This is a genomic window from Streptomyces odontotermitis, assembly GCF_050510915.1.
Taxonomy (GTDB): domain Bacteria; phylum Actinomycetota; class Actinomycetes; order Streptomycetales; family Streptomycetaceae; genus Streptomyces.
Window position 1 is genome coordinate 23,596 of sequence record NZ_JBNJLS010000003.1, and the last position, 24,628, is coordinate 48,223.

Consider the following 24,628-nt stretch of genomic DNA (forward strand, 5'->3'; position numbering starts at 1 on the left):
CTCAGCGTTATTTCACCCCCCTGAACTGCGGCGATGAGTATCGCTTCGATAACGTCTGCGTGATCATTCGGTGGAGTGTGGAACGTAGAGACGGGGACGGCACGTTCCCTTGACCGGAGCGGAAATCCGGGACCGGGACACCAACCAACGGGGGTTGATGGACGGGCGCACAGAAGGGTGCGCCCATGGGCGAGGAGACAAGGGGCCGCAGCACCATGGCTGGACTCGACACCACTGGGTCGAACCCCGATGTCAGCCTGCTCTACGACATCAACGGCCTGGCCGAGGACTCCCCGAACTGGCTCAACCGGATCATGGAGTACGTCGGTGAGTACGGGCTGCTGCTCACCCTCGTCCTCGTCGTGGTGTGGTGCTGGTGGGGCGCCCGCAAGCGCGGCACGCTCGACGACGCCGCCTCGTCCGTGGCCGCCGTCGTCTGGGCGCCGCTCGCCGCGGCCCTCGCGGTCGTGGTGAACATCCCGATCCGCGGATTCGTGGAGCGGCCGCGTCCCTTCAAGGACCACCGGGGCCTGGAGGTCCTGGTGGACGGCAAGACGGACTACTCCTTCGTGAGCGACCACGCGACGCTCGCCATGGCCATCGGCGCCGGACTCTTCGTCGCCAACCGGAAGTGGGGGCTCCTCGGCATCGCGCTCGCGGCCGCGGAGGGCTTCTGCCGGGTCTTCATGGGCGTCCACTACCCGACGGACGTGGTCGGCGGCTTCGCCCTCGGCACGGCCGTCGCGCTGCTGCTCTCGCCGCTGGCGCAGGCCGTGCTCACGCCGGTGCTGCGGGCCGTGGGGCGGTCCGGGCGGGCGGGACGGCTCGTGTGGGCGGGGAGCGGGGCCGGCGGGGCCGGGGGCGGGGCGGTGGCGATCGCCGAGCCTCGCGCGGAGGCTGCGCCGGACGAGCGGGACCTGGCTGCGTAGCCCTGCCGGGCTGGTCAGCGGCGGCGTCTGAGGAGGTACCAGCCGGTGCCGCCCGCGGTGGCCGCGAGGGCCGCGGAGGCGGCGGCCAGGGGGCCTGCGTTGGGGTGGTCGGCTGTGGCTTGGGTGGTGGTGGCCGCGCTTGCCGTGGGGGCCAGCGCGAGGAAGGCGGCTGTGGCCGCCGTGACGGTGGCTATTCGGGCTCTGCTCTTGGGCTGGGTCATCTCCCCAGGGCAACCCCGTGGCTGGGTGCGGGCCAGTCGGGGGCGGCCGTCCGGGTTCCCTTTTCCCCAACCCCGCCCCTTCCCGAAACCGCTCCCGCGGCCCCGGGGCGCCCTTCCTGGGGCTTCGCCCCTTGTCCCCTGTCGGCCTGAACGGCCTCATCCTCAAATGCCGGACGGGCTGGAGGGCGCTCCCTCGGGGGCCGGTCTCAGAGCGCCTGGGGGAACGTGAAGAAGCGGGTCGGGTCGTACTTCTTCTTCACCTTGGTCAGGCGGGTGGCGGCCTGGCCGTAGTACGCCGAGCGCCAGTTGCTCAGTGTGGGGTCCGCGTAGTTCTGGTACGCGGCGCCCGAGGCGTACCGGGACATCGCACCGTGTGTGGTTTTCAGCCACGCCTGGGCCGCCCGGCCCGAGGTGCCCGCGCGCCACGACGCGATGTACTGGGCCAGCATCCGCGAGCGGCGGTGGACGAAGGCCGTGGCCGTGGGGTCGACGCGGTTGATCGCGCCGCCGAGGGCGGTGAGGGCGATGCTGCCCGCGCTGCCCGAGCCGCCGGTCATGTTCTCCACGTGGGTGAGCATCGCGCGGATGCCCGCCGACGAGAGGGACTTGTCGAAGAAGTCCGAACTTGCCGCGTACGTCTCGCGGTTGAGGGCGCCCCGGGGGCTGCGGCCCGGGGTCGCGCCCGGGAGGTGGCACTGGGCGTCCGAGGAGAAGGACGAGCAGCCCGCGTACACCTCCATCGACTCCTCGTACGAGCGGCGCTTCAGGGAGACGCTGCGCGCCGGGGAGCCTGCCTTGTCGGCCAGGCGGTCCACCGCGTTCTGGAGGCCGCCGTACGTGCCGAGGGAGAAGCAGGCCACCGAGATGGTGGGGGTGCCGCCCGGCGAGTTCGCGAGGTGGAGGGACGACCAGATCTCGTCGGGCTGGCTCGGGCCCCACTCCTGCCACGCCTTGAAGACCGCGGCCGCCTTCGACCAGGGCCACGTCATGTAGGCGGAGACGCCCTGGGGGGCCGGGTGGGTCTTGAAGGTGAGCTCCGTGACCACGCCGAAGTTGCCGTTGCCCGCGCCGCGCAGGGCCCAGAAGAGGTCGCTGTGCTCGGACTTGGAGGCGGTGAGCTGCTTGCCGTCGGCGGTGATGAGGGTGGCCGAGGTGAGGCTGTCGCAGGTCAGGCCGTAGGCGCGGGAGACCACGCCGTGGCCGCCGCCGAGGGTGAGACCGGAGACGCCGACGGTCGGGCAGGAGCCCGCGGGGATCGTGACGCCCTTCGCGGCGAGGGCGCGGTAGACGTCGATCAGCTTGGAACCCGCGCCGACCGTGGCCGAACTACCGCTCGCACGCGTCTTGTTGAGCTTCGACACGTCGAGGACGAGGCGGCCGTTGCCGGAGGACCAGCCCCCGTACGAGTGGCCGCCGTTGCGTATGGACACCGGGGTGCGGTGGGCGCGGGCGTACGCGAGGGTGGTGCGGATGTCGTCGGCGTTCGCGACGTAGGCGACGGCGGTGGGCTTCAGGTCGTCGAAGCGCGTGTTGTAGAGCTGGCGGGCCGCGGCCCACTGCGCCTGGCCGGGGCGGACCAGGGAGCCGTCCAGATCCTTGGCGAGCGCCGAGAGGTTCGCGGCGGCGGAGGCGGCCGCGCTCGTCGTGCGGACGGGGGCGCCGGTGCCGCTGCCGGGGCGGGTGCCGGAGGCGGTACGGGTGCCCGTGCCCGAACCGCCGTCTCCCGAAGAGCTGGTGCAGCCCGTGGCCACGGCCGCCGCCAGTGTGGCTGCCGTGGTGCTGATGAACGTACGCCGTTCCATGACGCCTCCTGTCGTGCTTCCCGGAGTACGAGACGGCGTGTGCGTCCATCGGGTTCCGGAATGCGGGACAGGGGCTGGTGCCGCCTCAGCCCGAGGAGTGTTCCTCGGCGTCCGAGCGGGCCTTGCTGCGGGCTCTGCGGGCCGGGCCGCGCCAGCCGCAGCTGCAGTGGGCCGTGCAGAAGCGGCCCTTCTCGACCGTGGTGGTGCGGTGGGTCTCGGTCTGCTGCTGCTCGGCCACGGGCCCACCGTACCCACGGCGGGTGAACGGCCGGAGAAGAGCCCGTGGACGCACCCGTGCGCGTGACGCGTCAACGTACCGGTCGTTATGCGGAACGACAGGGGGACGCGGTTCACCGAAGCGACATTCCGGCGCGGGAAGGCTTGGGGGTCGGCAGGCGATGGGGCAGCAGCACGGGAGCGGGAGAGGTGCGGCGGCCGCGGTCGTGGCCGCCGGTCTGGTGGGACTCGTGGGCGTCGCCACCACCGGATGTTCGAGCAGTGGCGCGGCCGCCGACGACCAGGGTCCGGGTGGCGACCCGGCCGCGGCGGTGCGGGCGGCCGCCGGATCGCTGGTGCGGGCGGGCAGCTCGCAGGCGCGCACGTCGATGGAGATGGACAGCGGGGGCACGCGCGTGACGGTGCGGGGCTCCGGCGCGTACGACTACGAGCGGCGGCTCGGCCGGTTCCAGGTGGTGCTGCCGAAGGACCCGGCGGGCGTCGAGGAGCACCGGCCCGTCACCGAGCTGATGGCCGACGGCGCCCTCTACATGAAGAACCGCGGCGCGGGTGTGCCCGACGACAAGTGGGTGCGCGTGGAGACGGCGACGCTCTCCGACGGCAACCTCGTGTCGGGCGGCGCCATGGACCCGCTCGCCGCCGCCCAACTCCTGCGCGGCGCGCGGCAGGTGACGTACGTGGGCCAGGAGCGGCTCGCGGGCACGGAGGTCCGGCACTACCGCGGCACCCTCGACCTCACGGCCGCGGCGCGGTCCGCGTCGGGGGCGCACCGGAAGGTGTTCGAGGCCGCGGCGAAAGGGTTCAGCACGGCCGTGGTGCCGTTCGAGGCGTACCTCGACGAGCAGGGGCGGCTGCGCAAGGTGCGGCAGAAGTTCAGCTTCGCCAACACCGAGGAGAAGGGGGAGAAGGGGGACAAGAAGGCCCAGGGGGCGGCCCGGAGCGGGCCCCGCGTGACCTCGACCATCCTGCTGTACGGGTTCGGGGCTCCCGTCGACGTACGGCTTCCCGGGGACGGCGACATCTACTCGGGGAAGATCGCCGACCGGTAGCACCTGTCACCTAGGGCGTACAGAAAGAAGGGCGCGAAGCGCGGCCTTGGAGGGGCGGCGGTGGGAGACGGGTGGGCGGAAATGGTCCGTCCGTGCCATGCGCGGTGCGTAGGGCGATCCCTACTCTAGGAAGTCGGCACGGGCGGAACAGTGACAGCGGTCAGGAAGAGGTGGTGAACGTGGCTCCGGTGCGTGGTGGTACGGCCGTTCAGGACCACGTCGCCCTCGCCGAGATCGAGCTCTGCGGCGAACTGATCATCGCGGCTTCCGCGGCGTGTGGTGAGCGGCTGAGCGCCGACCGGATCGACGAGGTGCTGAAGGTCTCCGACGGGGACGACTGGGGCGTGCCCGCGCAGCGGTCCGAGTAGCGCTCTCCTCACACCCCGCTCATGTACGCATCATGCGCGCGATCGCCTTGGTCGCCTCTTCGACCTTCGCGTCGATCTCGTCGCCGCCCTTGACCGCCGCGTCGGCCACGCAGTGGCGCAGGTGCTCCTCCAGGAGCTGGAGGGCGAAGGACTGGAGGGCCTTGGTGCTCGCCGAGACCTGCGTGAGTATGTCGATGCAGTAGACGTCCTCCTCGACCATGCGCTGGAGGCCGCGGATCTGGCCCTCGATGCGGCGCAGGCGCTTGAGGTGCTCGCCCTTCTGCTTGTGGTAGCCGTGCACCCCGCGGTCGTGGTCGGTGAGCGCCGCCGCCTCGGGCGCCTCGGTGGTGGGCGTCGCCGCGTCGGCGGCCTCGGTCGTCGTCATCGCGTCCTCCGCATCGTTCCCCGTACTGCCCCATATACCCCTGGTGGGTATATGGTACCGGATTTCCCGGGCCCGCACCGGGCCCTGTGCTCATCACTGTGCCTGATGGGCGACACTGGGTCCCGGCCGGTTAGCCGTGGCCGGATGATGCGCCTAGCATCAGCCTGACCGAAACCAAAGCACCCCGAGGACCCCACGTGCGCTTTCGTCTGACCCCCAGGGAGACGAGCTTCTACGACATGTTCGCCGCATCCGCGGACAACATCGTCACGGGCTCGAAGCTCCTGATGGAACTGCTCGGGGCCGACGCCTCGGCCCGAGCCGAGATCGCAGAGCGTATGCGGGCCGCGGAGCACGCGGGAGACGACGCCACGCATGCGATCTTCCACCAGCTGAACTCCTCGTTCATCACGCCCTTCGACCGCGAGGACATCTACAACCTCGCGTCGTCCCTCGACGACATCATGGACTTCATGGAGGAGGCCGTCGACCTGGTCGTCCTCTACCAGGTCGAGGAGCTCCCCAAGGGCGTCGAGCAGCAGATCGAGGTCCTGGCCCGGGCGGCCGAGCTGACCGCCGAGGCCATGCCGAACCTGCGGACGATGGCCAACCTCACCGAGTACTGGATCGAGGTGAATCGTTTGGAGAACCAGGCCGATCAGATTCACCGCAAGCTCCTTGCCACGCTCTTCAACGGCAAGTACGACGCCATCGAGGTGCTCAAGCTGAAGCAGATCGTGGATGTGCTGGAGGAGGCCGCCGACGCCTTCGAGCACGTGGCCAACACCGTGGAGACCATCGCGGTCAAGGAGTCCTGACCCCTCCATGGACACCTTTGCTCTGGTCGTGACCATCGGCGTCGCGCTGGGATTCACGTACACGAATGGCTTCCACGACTCCGCGAACGCCATCGCCACCTCCGTCTCCACCCGTGCGCTGACGCCCCGTGCGGCGCTCGCCATGGCCGCGGTGATGAACCTCGCCGGTGCCTTCCTCGGCAGCGGGATCGCCAAGACCGTCAGCGAGGGGCTCATCGAGACCCCCCACGGCAACAAGGGGATGTGGATCCTCTTCGCCGGCCTCGTCGGGGCGATCGTGTGGAACCTCGTCACCTGGTACTTCGGGCTGCCCTCGTCGTCCTCGCACGCGCTGTTCGGCGGGCTCGTGGGCGCCGCGCTCGCGGGTGGGATCGGGGTGATCTGGTCGGGTGTGGTCGACAAGATCGTGATCCCGATGTTCCTGTCGCCGCTCGTCGGACTCGTCGTCGGCTACCTGGTCATGTGCGCGATCCTGTGGATGTTCCGCAAGGCCAACCCGCACAAGGCCAAGCGCGGCTTCCGGATCGCCCAGACCGTGTCGGCGGCCGGCATGGCGCTCGGCCACGGTCTGCAGGACGCGCAGAAGACGATGGGCATCGTGGTGATGGCCCTCGTCATCGCCGACGTCGAGAACCCCGGCGACCCGATCCCGGTCTGGGTCAAGCTGTCCTGCGCGCTGATGCTGTCGCTCGGCACGTACGCGGGCGGCTGGCGCATCATGCGGACGCTCGGCCGGAAGATCATCGAGCTCGATCCGCCGCAGGGCTTCGCCGCCGAGACGACGGGCGCGGGCATCATGTTCACCACCGCGTTCATGTTCCACGCGCCGATCTCGACGACCCACGTCATCACCTCCGCGATCATGGGTGTGGGCGCCACGAAGCGGGTCAACGCGGTGCGGTGGGGCGTCGCCAAGAACATCATTCTCGGCTGGTTCATCACGATGCCCGCCGCCGCGCTCGTCGCCGCCGCGAGCTTCTGGGTCGTGAACCTGGCCTTCTTGTAGCCGGTTCCCCCGCAGCACGTACGACGGAAGGGCCCGCCCCCGGGAGCCAGGGGCGGGCCCTTCTTGTTTCCCTCGCGGTGGCACCGCCATGCAGCACCGCAAGGAGTCGGGGAGGGCTTCGCTCAGCCGAAGCGGCCGGAGATGTAGTCCTCGGTGGCCTGGACCGACGGGTTGGAGAAGATGCGCTCCGTCTCGTCGATCTCGATGAGCTTGCCGGGCTGGCCGACCGCGGCCAGGTTGAAGAAGGCCGTGCGGTCCGAGACGCGGGCGGCCTGCTGCATGTTGTGCGTCACGATGACGATCGTGAAGCGTTCCTTGAGCTCGCCGATCAGGTCCTCGATGGCGAGGGTCGAGATCGGGTCGAGGGCCGAGCAGGGCTCGTCCATGAGCAGGACGTCCGGCTCCACCGCGATGGCGCGGGCGATGCACAGCCGCTGCTGCTGGCCGCCGGAGAGGCCCGAGCCGGGCTTGTTGAGGCGGTCCTTGACCTCGTTCCAGAGGTTCGCGCCCTTGAGGGACTTCTCGACGATGTCGTTCAGCTCGGACTTCTTGTACTTGCCGTTGAGCTTCAGGCCCGCCGCCACGTTGTCGAAGATCGACATCGTGGGGAAGGGGTTGGGGCGCTGGAAGACCATGCCGACCGTGCGGCGCACCGCGACCGGGTCGATGCCCTGCCCGTAGAGGTCCTCGTCGTCCAGGAGCACCTTGCCCTCGACGCGGCCGCCGGGGGTGACCTCGTGCATGCGGTTCAGGGTGCGCAGGAAGGTGGACTTGCCGCAGCCGGAGGGGCCGATGAAGGCGGTCACGGAGCGCGGCTCGACCGTCATCGAGATGTCTTCGATTGCCTTGTGGGAGCTGTAGTAGGCGGTGAGTCCGCTTACGTCGATTCGCTTGGCCATGATGGTTACTTCACTTCCAGAGAACTGTCGCTGTATGGCCGCGTCAGCGACCGGTCTTCGGCGCCTTCCAGCGGGCGATGCCGCGGGCCGCCAGGTTGAGGATCATGATGAAGGCGATGAGGACGAGGGACGCCGCCCAGGCCCGGTCGTACGCCGCTTCGGAGCCGCCGCTGTTCTGGTACTGCTGGTAGATGTAGAGCGGCAGCGACTGCTGCGGACCGTTGAACGGGTCCGTGTTGATCAGCGACGAGCCCCACACCAGCATCAGGACCGGAGCGGTCTCACCGGCGATGCGGGCCACCGCCAGCATGACGCCGGTGGTGATGCCGCCGATCGACGTCGGCAGGACGACCTTCAGGATGGTGCGCCACTTCGGGACGCCGAGGGCGAGCGACGCCTCGCGCAGCTCGTTCGGGACGAGCTTCAGCATCTCCTCGGTGGAGCGGACCACGACCGGGATCATCAGGATCGACAGGGCCATCGAGCCCGCGAAGCCGAAGGGCTGGAGCTTCAGGATCAGCATGATGCTGAGGATGAACAGGCCCGCGACGATCGACGGGACGCCCGTCATGACGTCGACGAAGAAGGTGACCGCCTTGGCGAGCTTCCCGCGGCCGTACTCGACGAGGTAGATCGCGGTCAGCAGACCGATCGGGACGGAGATCAGGGTGGCGAGGCCGACCTGCTCCAGGGTGCCGATGATCGCGTGGTAGATGCCGCCGCCCGGCTCCGCGTCGGTGACGACGCCCATGGAGTGGGTGAGGAAGTAGACGTCGAGGACCTTCACGCCGCGCTTGACCGTCTCGTAGATCAGCGAGGCCAGCGGGATCACGGCGAGGACGAACGCGACCCAGACGATGCTGGTCGCGACCCGGTCCTTGGCCTGGCGGCGCCCCTCGACCTTGGCGGCGATGGCGTACGTGCCGACGACGAACAGGAGCGCGGCGATCAGGCCCCACTGGATGCGGCTGTGCAGTCCGCCGCCGAGGCCGATGGCGCAGCCCGCGGCGACCGAGCCGAGGGCGATCGCCCACGGGGACCAGCGGGGCAGCCGGGCGCCGCGGAGCGAGGTGGCCGGGGCCTTCGGGGCGGGCGCGGGCGGCGGCGTGGCGGTGTTGCTGGTGTGCTGGCTCATGCGTTGGCCCCCGAGTACTCCTTGCGGCGGGCGATGATCAGGCGGGCCGCGCCGTTGACGAGCAGCGTGATGACGAAGAGGACGAGGCCGGAGGCGATGAGCGCGTCCCGCCCGTCCACGCTGGCCTCGCTGTACTTGGCGGCGATGTTCTGCGCGAAGGTGCCGCCGCCCGCGTTGAGCAGGCTCAGGTGGATGTCGAAGTCCGCGGAGAGGACCGTCGCGACGGCCATCGTCTCGCCGAGCGCGCGGCCGAGGCCCAGCATCGACGCGGAGATCACGCCGGAGCGGCCGAAGGGCAGCACCGACATGCGGATGACCTCCCAGCGCGTGGCGCCGAGGGCGAGCGCGGCCTCCTGGTGCATCAGGGGCGCCTGCCGGAAGACCTCACGGCTGACGTTGGTGATGATCGGCAGGATCATGATCGCGAGCAGGATGCCGGCGGCGAGCAGCGAGCGCGCCGGGCCCTCGTCCCAGGAGAAGACCCCGGTCCAGCCGAAGTAGTCGTTGAGCCAGCCGAAGAGCCCGTTGAGGTGCGGCACCAGGAAGAGGACGCCCCACAGGCCGTACACGATGGACGGCACGGCGGCGAGCAGGTCGACCACGTAGGCGATGGGGCCCGCGAGCTTCTTCGGGGCGTAGTGCGTGAGGAAGAGCGCGATGCCGACGGCGACGGGGACCGCGATCGCCATGGCGATGACCGAGGAGACGATCGTGCCGAAGGCGAGGACCGCGATGCCGAAGACCGGCGGGGTCGCGGTGGCGTTCCACTCGAAGGTGGTGAGGAAGTTGCCCTCGTTCTTGCTGAGCACGAGCGAGGCGCGGTAGGTCAGGAAGACCGCGATCGCGGCCATGATCAGCAGCAGGAGGATGCCGGAGCCGCGCGAGAGCCCGAGGAAGATCCGGTCGCCGGGGCGGGTGGCGCCGCGGGCGGCGCGCTGGGTCTCGGTCGGGGTGGGGCGGTCGGCAGGGGTGGGTGGTGCTGTGGTCTGCGTAGATATGTCCATGGGGGTTCTCCGGTCTGCGGAGCAGTGATCCCGCTGCGGTGGCGGGTGCTCCTGGCGGCGGTGCACCGGACGGCGCGGACCACCCGGATTCGGGTGGCCCGCGCGCTGGGTCAGCTCAGGCTCGCGACGGTGTCGCGGACCTTGGCGTTGATCTCGGCCGGGATCGGGGCGTAGCCCAGGTCCGCGAGGGAGTCCTGGCCGTCCTGGCTGGCGATGTAGGTGAGGAAGGACTTGGTGGCCTTCAGGGTGTCGGCCTTGTTGCCCTTGTCACAGGCGATCTCGTAGGTGACGAGGGTGATCGGGTAGGCGCCCTCGGCCTTGGTGCCGTAGTTCAGCTCCAGGGAGAGGTCCTTGCCCTTGCCGACGAGCTTGGCCTCGGAGATCGCCTTGGTGGCGTTCTCGGTGGTGGCCTTGACCGGCTTGGCGGCGCCCGTGTCCAGGTCGACGGTCTTGACGCCGTCCTTGGCGTACGAGAGCTCCATGTAGGAGATGGCGCCCGCGGTCTGCTTCACGTTCTGTGCGAGGCCGGAGGAGCCCTGCGCGGACTGGCCGCCCTTGGCCTGCCACGCCTTGCCGCCGGAGTACTTCCAGTCGGCGGGGGCGGCGGCCTTCAGGTACTTGGTGAAGTTGTCCGTGGTGCCCGACTCGTCGGAGCGGTGGAACGCCTGGATCTTGGTGGAGGGCAGCTTCGCCTTCGGGTTCAGCTTCTTGACGGCCTCGTCGTCCCAGGTCTTGATCTTGCCGTCGAAGATCTTGGCGAGGGTCGAGGCGTCCAGGACGAGGTTGTCGACGCCCGGGACGTTGTACGCGACGGCGATCGGGCCGCCGACCATCGGCAGGTCGATGCCCTGGCCGCCCTTGCAGACCTTCTTGGAGGCGGCGACCTCTTCGGGCTTCAGGGCGGAGTCGGAGCCCGCGAAGGCGACCTGGCCCTGGTTGAAGGCGGTGATGCCGGCGCCGGAGCCCTCCGGCTTGTAGTTGATCTGCACGCCCTTGCACTCGGCCGTGTACGCCTTGACCCACGCCTGGATGGCGTTGGCCTGGGCGGACGAGCCGTTGGCCAGGAGCTGGCCCTTGGCGTCGTCGCACTTGATGTTGCCGGCCTTGGCCGAGGCGCCGCCGCTGCCGCCAGTGCCGCTGCTGGTGTCGTCGGAGCCGCACGCCGTGAGGGCCAGGGCGCCGGAGACGGCGATGGCGCCGAGGGAGAGGGCGCGGAGCCGGTTCTTGCGCTGAAGCTTCACTTCGGGAGTTCCTTCCGGGAGCCGCCGGCTTGGGGGTGCGGCGTGCAGGTTGATGCCTTGATGCCTTGCGTGAAGACCTCTCCGACGCCTTGCGTGAAGACCTCTTCGGTGTCTTGTAAGGCCGAAATTAGGCATGCGAAATGAAGCAGCCGATGGGCATGAGTGAACGGCGGGTGAACCTACGCGGACGTCGTGGTGAGGTCACGGAACGCTTACGGCCGGGGCACGGAGCAGTTTCGGGAGCCTGGTGACGCGGGGGTCACAGGAGGTGCAGGGCGTCCAGGAGCGCATCGACGAGCTGCTTGTCGCGGTCCTGGGTGAGGCGGTGGCGGGCCGCGGTGGGGGAGAGCCACAGAAGGCGGTCGACCTCGTCGTTCGCGGTGAAGCGGCCGCCGGTCGCCTCGGCCGCCCAGTAGTGGACCCGCTTGGGGCGGCCGCTCGCCACATAGCGGACCGTGGGCAGCGGGGCGCCGGGCGCGCAGGTGTGCCCGGTCTCCTCCTCGACCTCGCGCAGCGCCCCGTGGAGCGGGGACTCGCCGCGCTTCAACTTGCCCTTGGGGTGCGACCATTCACCGTATCATCGCTGACCGCAGGGCATTTAGGGTCGATGCGTGATCGACACACGGAACCCCGCGCGGCCATCCAAGACGTTCTCCCGCACCTACGTTGCCCCCGCCCTCCAGGCGCACCTGGACGAGGGCGGCACCGTTGAGGACTGGCTCAACGGGCGGGTCCCTCTGATCTCTTACGCGCGTATCTCCGCCGATCGCTTGAAGGGCGACGGAATCGGTGTTGGGCGTCAGCACAAGAACAACGCCAGGAGTGCCGAGCGGCATGGCTGTGTGGTCGTCCTGCACTACGAGGACAACAACATCACTGCTGCCAAGCGCGAGGTAAAGCGTCCTGCGTTCATTCAGATGTGCCGGGACATCACGCATGGGAAGGAAGAGGAGACCGGTGTGCCGGTCAGGGGCTGTGTGGCCGTCGAGCGGGAGCGGGTCTACCGCCTGCCTCGTGACTTCATAGCTTTCCAGGATGCGCTTGTCATGGTCAGTGATGATGCCGGCGATGGGGTTTTCATCGAGGACAAGAGTCTTCTGGATCTCGTCAACGACGACGGAACGATCATCGCGGGTCTGGTCACTTCAGGGACCGGGGAGGCTGAGGTAAGGAAGATCCGCAAGCGCACTGTGCGGAATGCCGCCGACAGGGCAGAGGAAGGCAAGACCTACGGCGGACCCCGCCGGTTCGGTTGGTTGGGGGCGTGCAAGGACCCCTACCGGCTTGGGAACAAGCACAAGAACGCAGATGAATGGCCCCACTTGATCGACATGATCAAAGCGCGCTACGCCGGTAGGTCATGGCGTGCCATCACGGGGGAGATCAATAAGAGGGAGGTTCGGACGGCGCGCGGTGGTCGGTGGACGGAGCAGGGGGTCAAGGCACTTGTCACCAACCCCGCGTGGTGGGGTGGCCGTGTCCTCAACGGTGAGGTCGTGACGGATCGTAAGACCGGTGAGCCGGTGATCGGCGACTGGGATCATGCCACCGAGGAGACCGATGGCGTTGGGTACGAGACGTGGAAGAGCATCATGACCGGCGTCAAAGCGAACCGATTGCATCGGGGGATGAGGCGCGATGCGGAAGTGCCGCACCCTGAAGACGAGTTGCGCACGCGGGGGTACCTGTTCTCCGGGACGCTTCGATGCGGTCGCATCAATGACTTCGAAGAGGTCTGCTACTCGAAGCTGTCGGGGAACAAGGCTTCAGGTAAGAACGCGAAGTACGGGGACTACTACCGTTGTGGAGACGCCAATTGCAAGGGTGTCGGTCGTCGGGTCGACCCGGTCGACCGGTACCTCGAGGAACTCCTGTTGGCGTACCTGGACAAGCACTTCACGGGCACCAAGGTGGAGACGATTCCGTGGCGCGGCAAGGACAAGATCGCCGGTCTGCGGAAGCAGCGTCGGGACATCAAGGACTCGGTTGCCTCGGGGCAGGCTGACTGGAGTGACGTGCACGACCTGATTACGCGTCTCAACCGCAACATCCAAGCTCTGGAGCAGGAAGAGAAGGACCACCTCGTAGCCGAGCGGAAGAGGAACCTGCTTCGAGGGTGGAGCCGAGAGAAGTGGGGGCAGATGGAGCTGGAGGAGAAGCGAGAGGTGATCGCGCAGGTCTTCACGTCGGTCGTCGTCATGCCAGTTCCCAAGGGGGTCAGTGACAAGGCTCCGTTCGATCCCACTTTGTTGAAGGTGTCGTGGCGTAAGGAGAAGAAGGCTGCTCAGATCGTGGACGGGCAGGCGGCTATGACTCTGGATCAAGGCCAAACAGATGAGATAGTGCGAGCTTCTGCCTAGGGCCCGGGGCGGGGGCTGAAGCCAGTTCTTGATTCACCCAATCCTCTATGGACATCGTCGCTTGACCTTGCCAGGTTACTGGCGCGGCTTCATCACCCGCGCCGCCCAACTCGGCGCCGACCAGGCCACGGGCCGCTTCCGTCAGGTCGACTCGATCAACACCCGCAGCCGTGAGCGCATGGTCGGCCTCGCCCGCGAACAGCTGGACGGCAACCTCGGCGGCAAACGGATCACCATCTGGGGTGCCGCCTTCAAGCCCGAGACCGACGACATCCGCGACTCACCGGCCCTCGCCGTCGCCCAACGCCTCCACGAGCTCGGCGCCACGGTCACCGTCACCGACCCCCAAGCCCTCGACAACGCCCGCAAACTCCACCCCGAACTCGACTACACCGACGACCCGATCGCCGCCGTCCAGGACGCCGACCTCCTCCTGCACCTGACCGAATGGCCGCAGTACTCCCACATCGACCCGCACCGCCTCGCCGCCCGCCCCGCGACCCCGCGCGTCATCGACGGCCGCGGCACCCTCAACGCCGACTCCTGGCGGGACGCCGGATGGAGCTACCGAGCCCTCGGCCGCCCCTGAACCCCGGACCACCATCGCAGGCCCGGACCGGGAACTCACCTGGTCACGGGCCTGCTGCCGTCCTCGAGGTATGGGCAGCGGGACCGAGGAGACCAGGCAGCCGACATCGGCCTGAGGGGCCGGGAACGTGAGGCTGCACGGGGGGTGCGTTAGCTGATCGTTATCTACAGTGCTGTAGAAGTTACGCTATGGCCATAGCGGTGTAATTCGGGCAATGTTGGAGGTTATTTCTGCGTTAACCAGACATATCCCCCACCCCTTCTTCGCCTTGATCGGCTCGAAAGCATCTGTCTATCGTCTCGGCGTCGCCCTCGTCCGGGCGTATGGGGATGAAGCCTGATGTGTCACCACCAATGGGGATTGGCGTGACTCGCTTACAGGGCTTCATGAAGAAGGTTTCTTACAGGGGGGCTTGTCGCGTGCGCGCCACACTTCTTTCCAGGCCAGTCGCTGCACTGGGTTTGACCTCCGTGCTCCTCTTGGGAGGGAGCGCCATACCGGCGTCGGCCGCCACCGTGGAACGGCCGACGGCCCCTGCCTCCGCCGTGCAGACCGGTGTCGAGGAGAACTGGAGGCAGTCCGCCCTCGCCTACGCCGACGCGCACTGGGACTGGACTGCCTGGAATGACAGCACTCCCGTGGCCGATGGGGATTTTCAACCCAAGTTCCAGTGCGCGGAGTTCGTTGCCAGGGCGCTCGCCGCCGGCGGGCTCGTTCCGGGCCTTGCCCCGGACGATCCGCAGGACGCGTATTACCACTACCGTGCGCCCAACGGGAAGGAGTACAACCTCCTTCTCATCTCCGATGTACGCGGGTATCTCAGCATCCACGACTTCCTCATGGACTTCGGGCTGGGGAAGGACCTCGGAGACGTTCCCGAGCAGGCACAGCCCGGCGACCTCGTCGTCACCCACGCCCCCGGGTACACCAACAAGCTGCACACCGGGATGGTGGCCCAGGCCGCACTCGACGGCGAGGAACCGCTCGTCATCGCGCACAACAAGGCTCGCTACCGGCACGGTTACCACCACTTCGGGGTGGCTGGCCCGGCGAGTGTCATACGTATCGAGCCCAGGGTCGCCACCCGCATGAAGGCGGTACAGCAACCTGCCGCCAATCCACTGCTCACCCGCACCCACGCGGATCCGAGCGCCGCGCTGTAGCCCCACCACAGATGTCCGTACGCGCTCCACGCGTTACGGGAGCGAGCGTGCACGTGCCGCTCACAGAAGAAAGAGAACCCCGTGGCGGTCGCACGCCACGGGGTGACGGAACTCGATTTCCCACCTCTGACAAAGGACAGTCAATGAGCGCCAAGCGCATCATAACCAAGGCATCACTCGTCGCAGCGGGAGCTGCCACCCTGGTCGGGGTCGCCGTTTCCCCCGCGGCAGCGGGGTCCAAGTGGCACGCGATCTCCGGTGTCGTGTACTCCGGTGGCGCGTGGTACCAGTCGAACAACGAGCGGACCGTCACCAACAACAGCAAGCAAAACATCGACGCGAAGTTCACCGAGCTGCCCAAGGGCGGCCTCTCGTTCAAGCTGGTCGGCAAGAGCAACAACACGCTCGGGTCGGTCAAGCACTGGGGCAAGACCGAGACCGACCAGAAGCAGCGTCTGTGGAGCAAGGCCAAGAACAAGTCCAAGTTCTACACCATGTTCAAGTCGCAGAACGGGTGCAGGGGCTGCTCTCCGTACGAGTTCAAGGGCAGCCTGTGGCACTGATGCCGTCGGCATCGGGCAGCTCGGCAGCTGACGAGTAACAGCACCTGAATCACCTCCGGTGTGCGGCAGACCTTGTGGTGTCTGCCGCACACCGGTGGCCCTGCCATGTCTGGGCCGGATCAAGAGAGCAGCATGAGAACAACGCGACTTCTGGCAGCCACATCGACGGTGCTGCTCCTGTCTTTGGGCAGTGCCGCGTGCGGCGGATCGTCCGACGGGGACACTCCAAAGGACGCGCTGACGGCGAAGCAGACCATCGCCGAGTACCGTCACGAGACCTCCAAACTCACGCTGGCTCCGGGCTGGAAGTGGGCGCCGGGGTCCACGTTCTTCAAGGAGAAGTCGGAGGAGGACGGGGCCCCGATCGTGTACGAGCGCGGCTCCGGAGTGAGCCGTGCCGGGGGGTACTGGTACTGCTCATGGATCTCCCGTGTCGTGTCCTCGGACCTCACCGAAGAGCAGCGTTCCGCGGCTCTGAAGAAGGCGCTGGGAGTTCGGAAGACGGGCTACTTCAAGCAGGCCCACCCCTCAACCAAGTCGTCGATCAACGATGCCTTGGACAAGGCGGAACTCGGCGACGTCTCTGAAGTTCAGCAAGACTTCGACCTCAACTGCCCCTCCAAGTCGGCAGGTTGATGCGGTGACGATCCAGCGCACCGCCTCCCGGCGCGCCGCCGTGGGCGTACTCGTTGCCCTGCTAGCCGGCACGAGCGCGGCTTGCTCCACCGCGGACAGCACAGGGGCACGGGCACACCAACAGTCCGGGAGCGAGGAGTCCGCCACTGCCACCCGGGGGCTGATCACCAAGGTGGTCACCGTCGACGCCACCGTGCGTGCCCGGGCCACTGCCGAACTCACCTCTCCTGACGCCGGGACCGTGACCGCGGTCAGCGCACAGGGTGTCCGCCTCCGCCCGGACGGCGAGGGAGCGGAGCGCACGGTGGAGGTGCCCTCCGGGGCGCGGCTCGACCGGCATCTGGTCGCTGTCGGCGACCGTGTTCCGGCCAACTACCCGCTCGCCTCCGTCAAAGTGAAGAGCTTCGCCCTGGTGGCGCCCCTCGACAAGGCTTCGCTGTACCGGCTCTACACCTCGCCGCTCTCCGCCAAGGGGCAGATCACCAAGGGCCCCGGCCCCTTCGACTGCCCGCTCGCCAACCGCGTACCCACCTCAGCAGCCACCGGCGACGGCGAGGCCGAGGCCGTCTGTCTCGTTCCCTCAGACCTCAAGGTGTACGCAGGGATGCCCGCCGTCATGGCACTTCGGACGAAGACCGTGAAGGACGCTGTGCTGCTGCCCGTCGAAGCCGTTGCCGGGACCGCCGAGAAGGGCCGGGTGACCGTGCTCGGCAAGGACGGCAAGACACAAGAGCGGCCGGTCAAACTCGGTGTCAGCGACGGGACCCGGGTACAGGTGGTATCCGGCGTACGGGAAGGCGAACGCGTACGCGTTCCAGGACCCGACCTCGTCAGCGGAGCTGCAGGGTGAGTCTCATCGAGCTGACGGACGTGGGAAAGACCGTCACCCCGCGCCGTGGCACGCCGATGCCGGTACTGCGCGACGTGAACCTGAAGATCGACACGGGAGAACGCGTCGCCGTACTCGGCAGGTCGGGTTCCGGGAAGAGCACCCTCCTGTCGCTGCTCGGCCTGCTAGACACCCCGTCCTCGGGCACCTACCGGCTCGATGGACAGGACGTGCACGCCTTGCCGCCCCGCCGCCTCGACCAACTACGCGGCCACGCCTTCGGCTTCGTCTTCCAGCGGTTCTGCCTCATGGATCACCTCACCGCGCAGGAGAACGTCGAGGCCGCCGCACTGCACCGGGGCGAAGCCCGACGCAAGCGCAGCAGGCGAGCCCGCAAAGCCCTGGAAAGGGTCGGCCTGGCCGACCGCGTCACGCATCGGCCAGGCCAGCTGTCCGGCGGAGAACAGCAGCGCGTCGCTCTGGCCCGGGCCCTTGCCGGTGAGCCCTCCGTGCTCCTGGCCGACGAGCCCACCGGTGCGCTCGACGAAGACACCGGGGCCATGGTGATGAAGCAACTGCACGACCTCGTAAGCGAGCGGAACCTCACACTGATCGTCGTCACGCACGATCCCGTCATCGCGGCCGACTTCAGCAGGACGATCGTGCTCGACCACGGGCAGGTGACAGCCACATGAAGCGCGTGACCTTCCGCTCCTCCCTGCTCATCGCCTGGCAAGGCGTACGCCGCCGGCCCCTGCGCAACGCACTGACCGCCCTGAGCCTCCTGGTCGGCGTCGTGAGCATCGTGCTGATCCAAGGCGCCGGTGACACCATGCGCGAGGCCATCGTGCGCGACGCGCTGCTCTCCCACGGACCCAAGCCAACCCTGCTCGTCTCCCTCGACAAGACACACGACCCCCGTCAGACCGCCGCATGGTGGAAGCACCAACTGACCACCACAACACGGGAATCCGACGGCACCGCCTCGGTCATGGTGCAGCTGTCGGACGCCGAGGTGTACAGCGGCGGAAGCAGGGCTGGAAGCATGGACGTCATCGCCACTGACGCCGATATGCGTTCTATCCGACCTTTCCCCGTACTGCACGGCCGATGGTTCGAAGAGCCGTCACTCACCCCTCAGTTCGTCGTCAACAAGGCAGCCTGGGAACACGGCGAGTGGTCCTCCGGCCCGTCGGGAACGGTGGAGCTGGGGACAGAGGGCTCGTACGAGCGGACGCGCATGCGCCTCGTCGGCGTCGTCGACGACGCGAGCAGCGAGCCGCAGGCGTACGTCAACCTGGCCGACAACGGCACCGCCTGGCGCTCCGCACTCTTCGACGGCCATCCGTCGATGATCGTGCTGCACTCCCCCACCCTGGACGAGACCGGCCTGCGGTCCCGCGTCACCGATCTGGCCACACGCGCCGAACGCACCGGTGAGATACGGGAGATCAACCGGATCGACCAGATCGACACGTTCACCGAGCAGCTGCAGACCAACCGGAAGCTCTTCCTCGGCATCGCCGCCCTGAGTCTTGTGGTGGGAAGCCTGGGAATCCTCAACGTCGGCCTTGCCACGTTGCGCGAGCGCGCCGACGAGCTGTCCTTGCGCCGTTCCTTCGGAGCGAGCCGGACCCAGGTGCTCACAATCATGATCCTCGAGTCCCAGATCGTCGCGCTGGCCGCAGCAGCCATGGCAGTGGGGCTCGCGGCAGCAGGAGTTCCCGCCGTGCTGTCCCGGATCGGCTCGGAACACACCCTGAACACGGCCGGCGTCCCGGTCACCGCCGCGCTCCTGGGCGTCGCGGCATCATCCACAGCCGCCTTCCTCGGCGCGCTGGCACCCGCCCTGCGTACAGCCCGGGTGCCGATCGCCTCGATCATGCGCTGAGAGAGCAGCACGGCAGAAGGAAGGGCGGGCCGAGCATCCAGCGGGGCCGGGTCCGCAACGTGGACCGTCCCCGTACCACCGCCTCAGACTTCGGGTTCTCCCGCTGCGTTTCCCTGGAGTTGCTCCCGCGGCCCGAGATCAACACTCTCTGTGTCAGGGCAGATGTGCCAGCAGCAGTTCGGTGAGAGGCCCAGGGGTGCGCAGGGGCAGGTAGTGGTCGGCGTTCGGGATCACCTGCCCGCGGGCGGTAGGAATGTCGGTGACGAGCCGTTTCGCGATCACGCCGATCTCGGGGTGATCGCGGTCGCCGTGGATGACCAGCGTCGGCGCGGTGATTTCGCCGAGACGTGCCTCCGCGTTGCGGCTCAGCGAAGGCATGGAGAGTTCCTCGCTCACGATGCGCCGGTGCGCGTTCTCGGACACCATCGCTTCGATCAGCTCTCCTCCAGGTGCGGTGCGGCCCATGGGCGCCCAGATCGACAGCTCAAGCCGGGCCAACGCCACCGCGTCCCGCTCGCGACGAGCCGCGGCATACGCCAGCGAATCAGAATCGTCCGGCCAGATGTGTCCACCGACAGAGGCGCCGACCAAGCCCAACGCCTCGACCCGACCGGGATGCGCCAGGGCGAATTCCACAGCGGTCTCCCCGCCCATACTCAGGCCGACCAACGCAGCCCGGCGGAGGCCGAAGTAGTCGAGCACAGCCCGCAGATCTTCAACATCGCTGAACGACTGCTCCGGGGCCGCGGAGCGACCCAGCCCGCGGGCATCGAATCGGATCACCTGATGGTGCCGGGCCAGCTCCGGAGCGACGGCATCCCACAGGCGAGAGTCCATGCCGGCACCGTGCAACAGCACCACCGGGCTGCCAGAGCCGCTGCGCTCCGCCCACAGCCAGCCGACCCCATGAGCAGGAACGCGGACTTCGCCCGAGGGCATGGCAGTTGGGCCGGTGCTTGACTTCATGCCGCGATCATCCCAGAGCCCGCCGCAGACGCGGCTACGCCAATCGCCCTGAGGCATGCACCCCGCGACGACACAGACGAAGCGAGACCCGCACCAGGCCCCTGCCCGCCTCACACGGGTCCCCCTCCGCCAAGCCCTACGCAGCCTCAGCGGGCTGCACGCCATCGAAGAGAGCGGACAGAATCCCCCGCTGCTCCGAACTCGGCTCAGGCGCCGACTCCAGTTCCGCAGCGATCCAACCGTCCACACTGACCTTGGCGGGGCCGTCCCAACGGCACTCTGCCTGCCCTGCCATCACCACACCTCCCCAGCCGCATGAAGAGTCCCCAGCAGAGCGTCGAGCAGCTCCTTGTCCCGCTGCTGAGTCAGCCTGTCCCGAGCAGCCATGGGGGAGAGCCACACAAGCCGGGACACCTCCCTGTTCGGCACGAACACGCCGCCCGTAGCCTCCGCCGCCCAATAGCGGACCTCCTTGGGGCGACCCTCGACCCGATAACGGACGGTGGGCAGTTCCGGGCCCAGCTCGCACGTCATCCCCGTCTCTTCCAGGACCTCGCGCAGCGCGCCTGCGCGAGCGTCCTCGCCGCGCTTCAGCTTGCCTTTCGGGTGGGACCAGTCTGCCCACTTCGGTCGATACACCAGGGCAAGCTCGATGCCGTCGCCGGAGGACGAGCGGCGCCAGAGAAGGCAGCCCGCCGCGAGGATCAGTGAGTCAGTCATGGCGAAGCTCCTCGCTAAAACCGTCCCTGACCTGCAGTTTCCTTGATCGTTGTTTGTGGTCATACAGGTCGTCGTACTTCGGCCGGTGCACCAGGCAGATCTCAAGCTCTCCGTCGACGGGCGAACGGCGCCACAGGACGCAGCCCGCCGCTTCGATCACTTCGTCCGGGGCGCGCCTCATCGCGTGCTCACCGCCTCCCTCATCCAGGCCCGCTGGAACGCGTAGCGGGCCGCCTCCACCTCGTGCCGCTGATCGGCGTGCAGCACTCCCAGGGCGTACGCGGTCGCCGGGGCGATGCGCGGGGTGCGGGCGGCGGCGGCCGCGGCCGAAGCGGCGTCCGCGGCCTCCCGGTGGCGGTTCAGGGCGTGCCCCGCCTCCTCCAGGCGGAGGTCGGGGGACACGTCCGGGCCGAGCAGCACCTCTTGGGCGTAGCGGTGCAGGCGCAGCAGTGAGCGGACCTTCAGCCAGGGGGTGTCCTGGGCCTCGGGCGCGGTGTGGGCGGCGAGGCCGTGGACCAGGGCCTCCGCGTTGTACGGGTGTCCCGCCTGGCCCAGCGGGAGGGCGGCGACGGCCTCGGTGAGCTGGGCCTCGGCCTGCCCGGCGAGGGGCTTCAGCTCTTCCGGTCCGTTGCTCAGCGGGACCTCGCTCGCCAGCACCGCGACGTTGTCCGCGACGGCGTGGAAGCGGGAGGAGCCGAAGGCTTGGAGGGCGGTGGAGTGGGCCCGGGTCCGGGCGAGGGTGAGCTGGCGTTCCAGCAGGGCCGCGGCCTTGGCTGCGCCTACCGTCAGGCCGGTCGCCGGGGTGTCGGCGGCCGCCTTCCTGGACAGCGGGGCCGCACCGGGAGCGGGCACCCGCGACGCCCCCGACAAGCGGTGCAGCGCCTCCAGCAGGCGTGCGAGCCGCGTCCCGTACGCGTGTTCCTGCGCCAACGTCCCCGACAGCCACGCCAGTTCGGGGCGGAGCGACGCCGACCAGTCGGGGTCGAGCAGCGGGCGGAAGGTGTGCAGGGTGGCGCCGATGCGGCGGGCCGCGCGGCGCAGGGAGCGGGCCGCCGCCAGGGACTCCTCGGCGCCCTGCGCGTCCGTCGTGGACTCGCGGTGCAGCCGCAGTGAGCGGAGGAACTCCGTGGCCTGTCCCTGGAGGTAGACCGACAGGGCCTCGGCCGCCGCGAGATCGGCCGCCGGGCAGGCGGCACCGGAGCGGCTCGGGTCGGGGCCGACCGGGCCGGAGCCGACCGGGCCGGAGCCGACCGGGCTGGAGCTGCCCGGACCGGGGCCGACCGGACCGGGGCCGACCGGGCCGGAGCCGACCGGACCGTTGGCCCCGTTGGCCCCGTTCGCCCCGGCAGCCCCGGTCATCCCGGTCGTCCCGGTCGTCCCAGGGGTCTCGTCAAGGTGTTGCTGTGCCACGCCGGCGCCTCCGGGCGTCTATGAGCATCTCCTGTACGTTCCGCAGGGGCTGGCCTTCGGGGTCCGTGGAGTGCCGGGTCCAGTTGCCGTCGGCCCCCAGGTGCCAGGAGGCGGTGGTGTCCGACATGCCGGTCTCCAGGAGCCGGTTGAGGGCCGCCCGGTGGGCCGGGTCGGTGACCCGGACCAGTGCCTCGATCCTGCGGTCGAGGTTGCGGTGCATCATGTCGGCGCTGCCGATCCACACCTCCGGTTCGCCGCCGTTGCCGAAGGCGAAGACGCGCGAGTGCTCCAGGAACCGGCCGAGCACCGACCGCACCCGGATGTTCTCCGAGAGCCCCTCGACCCCGGGCCGCACCGCGCAGATCCCGCGCACCCACACGTCCACCTCGACCCCGGCCTGCGAGGCCCGGTAGAGGGAGTCCACGACGGCCTCGTCCACCATCGAGTTGACCTTGATGCGGACGTAGGCGGGGCGGCCCGCGCGGTGGTGCTGTATCTCCTTCTGGATGCGCGAGACGAGGCCGTCGCGCAGGGACTTGGGGGCGACGAGCAGTCGCCGGTAGGTCTCACGCCGTGAGTAGCCGGAGAGCCGGTTGAAGAGGTCGGAGAGGTCCGCGCCGACCTCGGCGTTGGCGGTGAGCAGCCCCAGGTCCTCGTACAGCCGGGCCGTCTTGGGGTGGTAGTTGCCGGTGCCGACGTGCGAGTAGCGGACCAGCTTCTCGCCCTCCTGGCGGACCACGAGCGACAGCTTGCAGTGCGTCTTCAGGCCGACGAGCCCGTAGACGACGTGGCAGCCCGCCTCCTCCAGCTTCCGCGCCCACTTGATGTTGGCCTGCTCGTCGAAGCGGGCCTTGATCTCGACGAGGACGAGGACCTGCTTGCCCGACTCGGCGGCGTCGATCAGGGCGTCCACTATCGGGGAGTCGCCCGAGGTCCGGTACAGGGTCTGCTTGATGGCGAGGACGTCCGGGTCGCCCGCCGCCTGCTCCAGGAACGCCTGGACGGAGGTGGAGAAGGAGTCGTACGGGTGGTGCAGGAGGACGTCCCGCTCCTTCAGCGCCGCGAAGATGTCGGGCGCGGACGCCGACTCCACCTCGGCCAGGTCGCGGTGGGTGCCCGCGATGAACTTGGGGTACTTCAGCTCGGGCCGGTCCAGCGAGGCGATGCTGAAGAGGCCCGTGAGGTCGAGCGGGCCCGGCAGCGGATAGACCTCGGCCTCGCTGATCTTCAGCTCGCGGACGAGGAGTTCGAGGATGTTGGGGTCGATGGACTCCTCGACCTCCAGGCGCACCGGCGGCCCGAAGCGGCGCCGCATGAGCTCCTTCTCCAGGGCCTGGAGGAGGTTCTCGGCGTCGTCCTCCTCCACCTCCAGGTCCTCGTTCCGGGTGAGCCGGAACATGTGGTGCTCCTCGATCTCCATGCCGGGGAAGAGCTCGCCGAGGTGCGCGGGCGCGGCGATGACGTCCTCGATGGGCACGTACCGCTGCGGCGACGCCTCCAGGAAGCGGGAGAGCAGCGGCGGCACCTTCACACGGGCGAAGTGACGGTGCCCGGAGACCGGGTTGCGCACGACGACCGCGAGGTTGAGCGAGAGCCCCGAGATGTACGGGAAGGGGTGCGCCGGGTCGACGGCCAGCGGTGTGAGCACGGGGAAGATCTGCTGCCGGAAGAGCGTGAAGAGCCGGGACTGCTCCTTCTCGGTCAGCTCGTTCCAGCGGACCAGGTGGATGCCCTCGTCGGCGAGGCCGGGGGCGACGTCCTCCTGGTAGCAGGCGGCGTGCCGGGCCATGAGCTCACGGGACCGGTTCCAGATGAGTTCCAGGACCTCGCGGGGCTGGAGGCCGGAGGCGGACCGGGTGGCGACGCCGGTCGCGATGCGCCGCTTCAGACCGGCCACCCGGACCATGAAGAACTCGTCCAGGTTCGACGCGAAGATCGCCAGGAAGTTCGCCCGCTCCAGGAGGGGCGTGGTGGGGTCCTCGGCGAGCTCCAGCACCCGCTCGTTGAAGGCGAGCCAGCTGCGCTCCCGGTCCAGGAACCGCCCCTGCGGAAGCTCGGCACCGTCGTGCCCCAGCTGACCGTCCTCGTCATACGCGTCCAGGTCGCCGTCGAGCTCGGGATCCAGGTCCGAGACGGTGGCCGCCACCGTGTGCGGCCGGTGCGCCGCGATGGAACCCACCGAGGGCTGGACGTGCTGTACCTGGCTGCTCTGCGCGTTCGGCTGGCTCATGACCCCATTCTTCCGCGCGGGCACGCCGGTGAGCGCGTCGGAGAGCGCGGGAGTGAGGACGAGCGGGAGGCGGAGCCTCCCGTTCTGCGGCGGTACCGGAGGAAGGCCCTCGGCGGGGTCGGGCGCTGCGGGCTGCATTGAGTGAGCGTCGCAAGCCTGTCTGAATCGTCGGTTACG

General features: G+C 68.8%; 26 protein-coding genes and 1 pseudogene. 13 read left to right on the plus strand and 14 right to left on the minus strand.

All coding sequences use genetic code 11. The features are described from left to right. The first annotated feature begins 215 nt into the window (after positions 1–215). Positions 216–929 (plus strand): phosphatase PAP2 family protein, encoded by a 714-nt coding sequence (locus tag ACQB60_RS10805; RefSeq protein WP_496925688.1) that lies wholly within the window; start codon positions 216–218, stop codon positions 927–929. A gap of 14 nt (positions 930–943) precedes the next feature. Here the strand turns inward: ACQB60_RS10805 and ACQB60_RS10810 are convergent, their stop codons facing one another. The 3 genes from ACQB60_RS10810 to ACQB60_RS10820 all read right to left on the minus strand — a co-directional run bounded on the left by ACQB60_RS10810 (position 944) and on the right by ACQB60_RS10820 (position 3,190). Continuing rightward, positions 944–1,150: a hypothetical protein gene (locus ACQB60_RS10810; RefSeq protein ID WP_496925689.1), complete on the minus strand. Its 207-nt coding sequence runs from the start codon at positions 1,148–1,150 to the stop codon at positions 944–946. A gap of 206 nt (positions 1,151–1,356) precedes the next feature. After that, positions 1,357–2,952 (minus strand): FAD-binding oxidoreductase, encoded by a 1,596-nt coding sequence (locus ACQB60_RS10815; protein WP_496925690.1) that lies wholly within the window; start codon positions 2,950–2,952, stop codon positions 1,357–1,359. Between the two features lie 85 nt (positions 2,953–3,037). Continuing rightward, complete coding sequence (locus ACQB60_RS10820; RefSeq protein ID WP_496925691.1) at positions 3,038–3,190, minus strand: hypothetical protein; 153 nt, start codon at positions 3,188–3,190, stop codon at positions 3,038–3,040. A 160-nt stretch (positions 3,191–3,350) separates the two neighbouring features. On the opposite strand from ACQB60_RS10820, the gene ACQB60_RS10825 reads away from it, so the two are divergent. Next, positions 3,351–4,238: an SCO4651 family lipoprotein gene (locus tag ACQB60_RS10825; RefSeq protein ID WP_496925692.1), complete on the plus strand. Its 888-nt coding sequence runs from the start codon at positions 3,351–3,353 to the stop codon at positions 4,236–4,238. 170 nt (positions 4,239–4,408) lie between these two features. Further along, a complete protein-coding gene (locus ACQB60_RS10830; protein ID WP_496925693.1) occupies positions 4,409–4,606 on the plus strand; it encodes a hypothetical protein in 198 nt (65 codons plus the stop codon). 19 nt (positions 4,607–4,625) lie between these two features. Here ACQB60_RS10830 and ACQB60_RS10835 read toward each other — a convergent pair whose 3' ends face one another. Continuing rightward, on the minus strand, positions 4,626–4,991 hold the full coding sequence (locus tag ACQB60_RS10835; protein WP_496925694.1) for a metal-sensitive transcriptional regulator: 366 nt from the start codon (positions 4,989–4,991) through the stop codon (positions 4,626–4,628). Between the two features lie 197 nt (positions 4,992–5,188). Here ACQB60_RS10835 and ACQB60_RS10840 point away from each other — a divergent pair, with 197 nt between their 5' ends. Both ACQB60_RS10840 and ACQB60_RS10845 read left to right on the plus strand, forming a co-directional pair. Then, a complete protein-coding gene (locus tag ACQB60_RS10840) occupies positions 5,189–5,809 on the plus strand; it encodes a DUF47 domain-containing protein (RefSeq protein WP_384849125.1) in 621 nt (206 codons plus the stop codon). A 7-nt stretch (positions 5,810–5,816) separates the two neighbouring features. Continuing rightward, entirely contained in the window at positions 5,817–6,815 is a 999-nt protein-coding gene (locus tag ACQB60_RS10845) for an inorganic phosphate transporter (protein WP_496925695.1), read from the plus strand. A gap of 122 nt (positions 6,816–6,937) precedes the next feature. Here the strand turns inward: ACQB60_RS10845 and pstB are convergent, their stop codons facing one another. The 5 genes and pseudogenes from pstB to ACQB60_RS10870 all read right to left on the minus strand — a co-directional run. Next, the gene (gene pstB, locus ACQB60_RS10850) at positions 6,938–7,714 is read right to left on the minus strand and encodes a phosphate ABC transporter ATP-binding protein PstB (protein ID WP_496925696.1); all 777 of its coding nucleotides are present in this window, start codon (positions 7,712–7,714) and stop codon (positions 6,938–6,940) included. A gap of 43 nt (positions 7,715–7,757) precedes the next feature. Further along, entirely contained in the window at positions 7,758–8,849 is a 1,092-nt protein-coding gene (gene pstA / locus ACQB60_RS10855) for a phosphate ABC transporter permease PstA (RefSeq protein ID WP_496925697.1), read from the minus strand. Then, positions 8,846–9,853, minus strand: coding sequence for a phosphate ABC transporter permease subunit PstC (pstC, locus tag ACQB60_RS10860; RefSeq protein WP_496925698.1), 1,008 nt, complete (start codon positions 9,851–9,853; stop codon positions 8,846–8,848). The genes pstA and pstC overlap by 4 nt, the downstream gene beginning before the upstream one ends. A gap of 110 nt (positions 9,854–9,963) precedes the next feature. After that, on the minus strand, positions 9,964–11,094 hold the full coding sequence (gene pstS / locus ACQB60_RS10865; protein WP_496925699.1) for a phosphate ABC transporter substrate-binding protein PstS: 1,131 nt from the start codon (positions 11,092–11,094) through the stop codon (positions 9,964–9,966). Between the two features lie 259 nt (positions 11,095–11,353). After that, positions 11,354–11,671, minus strand: a pseudogene (locus ACQB60_RS10870) (NUDIX hydrolase); the annotation flags it as partial. A gap of 34 nt (positions 11,672–11,705) precedes the next feature. Between ACQB60_RS10870 and ACQB60_RS10875 the strand changes: the two are divergent. The 8 genes from ACQB60_RS10875 to ACQB60_RS10910 all read left to right on the plus strand — a co-directional run bounded on the left by ACQB60_RS10875 (position 11,706) and on the right by ACQB60_RS10910 (position 19,125). Then, complete coding sequence (locus ACQB60_RS10875) at positions 11,706–13,454, plus strand: recombinase family protein (protein WP_496925700.1); 1,749 nt, start codon at positions 11,706–11,708, stop codon at positions 13,452–13,454. A gap of 61 nt (positions 13,455–13,515) precedes the next feature. Beyond that, complete coding sequence (locus ACQB60_RS10880; RefSeq protein WP_496925701.1) at positions 13,516–14,043, plus strand: UDP binding domain-containing protein; 528 nt, start codon at positions 13,516–13,518, stop codon at positions 14,041–14,043. Positions 14,044–14,462: 419 nt separating this feature from the next. Then, a complete protein-coding gene (locus ACQB60_RS10885; protein ID WP_496925702.1) occupies positions 14,463–15,206 on the plus strand; it encodes an amidase domain-containing protein in 744 nt (247 codons plus the stop codon). A 143-nt stretch (positions 15,207–15,349) separates the two neighbouring features. Continuing rightward, positions 15,350–15,769 (plus strand): hypothetical protein, encoded by a 420-nt coding sequence (locus ACQB60_RS10890; RefSeq protein ID WP_496925703.1) that lies wholly within the window; start codon positions 15,350–15,352, stop codon positions 15,767–15,769. Positions 15,770–15,901: 132 nt separating this feature from the next. Continuing rightward, complete coding sequence (locus ACQB60_RS10895) at positions 15,902–16,405, plus strand: hypothetical protein (protein ID WP_496925704.1); 504 nt, start codon at positions 15,902–15,904, stop codon at positions 16,403–16,405. Positions 16,406–16,409: 4 nt separating this feature from the next. Then, entirely contained in the window at positions 16,410–17,255 is an 846-nt protein-coding gene (locus ACQB60_RS10900; protein ID WP_496925705.1) for a permuted SH3 domain-containing protein, read from the plus strand. After that, the gene (locus tag ACQB60_RS10905) at positions 17,252–17,929 is read left to right on the plus strand and encodes an ABC transporter ATP-binding protein (protein WP_496925706.1); all 678 of its coding nucleotides are present in this window, start codon (positions 17,252–17,254) and stop codon (positions 17,927–17,929) included. Before ACQB60_RS10900 ends, ACQB60_RS10905 begins: the two co-directional genes overlap by 4 nt. Next, positions 17,926–19,125, plus strand: a complete 1,200-nt coding sequence (locus ACQB60_RS10910; protein ID WP_496925707.1) for an ABC transporter permease — start codon at positions 17,926–17,928, stop codon at positions 19,123–19,125. Before ACQB60_RS10905 ends, ACQB60_RS10910 begins: the two co-directional genes overlap by 4 nt. A 153-nt stretch (positions 19,126–19,278) precedes the next feature. Here the strand turns inward: ACQB60_RS10910 and ACQB60_RS10915 are convergent, their stop codons facing one another. The 5 genes from ACQB60_RS10915 to ACQB60_RS10935 form a co-directional block, all read right to left on the minus strand. Further along, positions 19,279–20,091 carry an alpha/beta fold hydrolase gene (locus ACQB60_RS10915; RefSeq protein WP_496925708.1) on the minus strand — a complete coding sequence of 271 codons (813 nt, stop codon included), beginning with the start codon at positions 20,089–20,091 and terminating at the stop codon, positions 19,279–19,281. Between the two features lie 294 nt (positions 20,092–20,385). Continuing rightward, positions 20,386–20,811, minus strand: a complete 426-nt coding sequence (locus tag ACQB60_RS10920) for an NUDIX hydrolase (protein WP_496925709.1) — start codon at positions 20,809–20,811, stop codon at positions 20,386–20,388. Further along, positions 20,804–20,992, minus strand: a complete 189-nt coding sequence (locus tag ACQB60_RS10925) for a hypothetical protein (RefSeq protein ID WP_496925710.1) — start codon at positions 20,990–20,992, stop codon at positions 20,804–20,806. Before ACQB60_RS10925 ends, ACQB60_RS10920 begins: the two co-directional genes overlap by 8 nt. Continuing rightward, positions 20,989–22,221, minus strand: coding sequence for a CHAD domain-containing protein (locus tag ACQB60_RS10930; protein ID WP_496925711.1), 1,233 nt, complete (start codon positions 22,219–22,221; stop codon positions 20,989–20,991). Before ACQB60_RS10930 ends, ACQB60_RS10925 begins: the two co-directional genes overlap by 4 nt. After that, on the minus strand, positions 22,202–24,451 hold the full coding sequence (locus ACQB60_RS10935; protein WP_496925712.1) for an RNA degradosome polyphosphate kinase: 2,250 nt from the start codon (positions 24,449–24,451) through the stop codon (positions 22,202–22,204). The genes ACQB60_RS10930 and ACQB60_RS10935 overlap by 20 nt, the downstream gene beginning before the upstream one ends. Positions 24,452–24,628: the final 177 nt, after the last annotated feature.

Coding starts and splice junctions, on each gene's coding strand:
- ACQB60_RS10890 (WP_496925703.1), top strand. CDS start 15,350: ATGAGCGCCAAGCGCATCATAACCAAGGCATCACTCGTCGCAGCGGGA.
- ACQB60_RS10845 (WP_496925695.1), top strand. CDS start 5,817: ATGGACACCTTTGCTCTGGTCGTGACCATCGGCGTCGCGCTGGGATTC.
- ACQB60_RS10910 (WP_496925707.1), top strand. CDS start 17,926: ATGAAGCGCGTGACCTTCCGCTCCTCCCTGCTCATCGCCTGGCAAGGC.
- pstB (WP_496925696.1), bottom strand. CDS start 7,714: ATGGCCAAGCGAATCGACGTAAGCGGACTCACCGCCTACTACAGCTCC.
- ACQB60_RS10895 (WP_496925704.1), top strand. CDS start 15,902: ATGAGAACAACGCGACTTCTGGCAGCCACATCGACGGTGCTGCTCCTG.
- pstA (WP_496925697.1), bottom strand. CDS start 8,849: ATGAGCCAGCACACCAGCAACACCGCCACGCCGCCGCCCGCGCCCGCC.
- ACQB60_RS10825 (WP_496925692.1), top strand. CDS start 3,351: ATGGGGCAGCAGCACGGGAGCGGGAGAGGTGCGGCGGCCGCGGTCGTG.
- ACQB60_RS10920 (WP_496925709.1), bottom strand. CDS start 20,811: ATGACTGACTCACTGATCCTCGCGGCGGGCTGCCTTCTCTGGCGCCGC.
- pstC (WP_496925698.1), bottom strand. CDS start 9,853: ATGGACATATCTACGCAGACCACAGCACCACCCACCCCTGCCGACCGC.
- ACQB60_RS10925 (WP_496925710.1), bottom strand. CDS start 20,992: ATGAGGCGCGCCCCGGACGAAGTGATCGAAGCGGCGGGCTGCGTCCTG.
- ACQB60_RS10815 (WP_496925690.1), bottom strand. CDS start 2,952: ATGGAACGGCGTACGTTCATCAGCACCACGGCAGCCACACTGGCGGCG.
- ACQB60_RS10915 (WP_496925708.1), bottom strand. CDS start 20,091: ATGAAGTCAAGCACCGGCCCAACTGCCATGCCCTCGGGCGAAGTCCGC.
- ACQB60_RS10805 (WP_496925688.1), top strand. CDS start 216: ATGGCTGGACTCGACACCACTGGGTCGAACCCCGATGTCAGCCTGCTC.
- ACQB60_RS10935 (WP_496925712.1), bottom strand. CDS start 24,451: ATGAGCCAGCCGAACGCGCAGAGCAGCCAGGTACAGCACGTCCAGCCC.
- ACQB60_RS10835 (WP_496925694.1), bottom strand. CDS start 4,991: ATGACGACGACCGAGGCCGCCGACGCGGCGACGCCCACCACCGAGGCG.
- ACQB60_RS10810 (WP_496925689.1), bottom strand. CDS start 1,150: ATGACCCAGCCCAAGAGCAGAGCCCGAATAGCCACCGTCACGGCGGCC.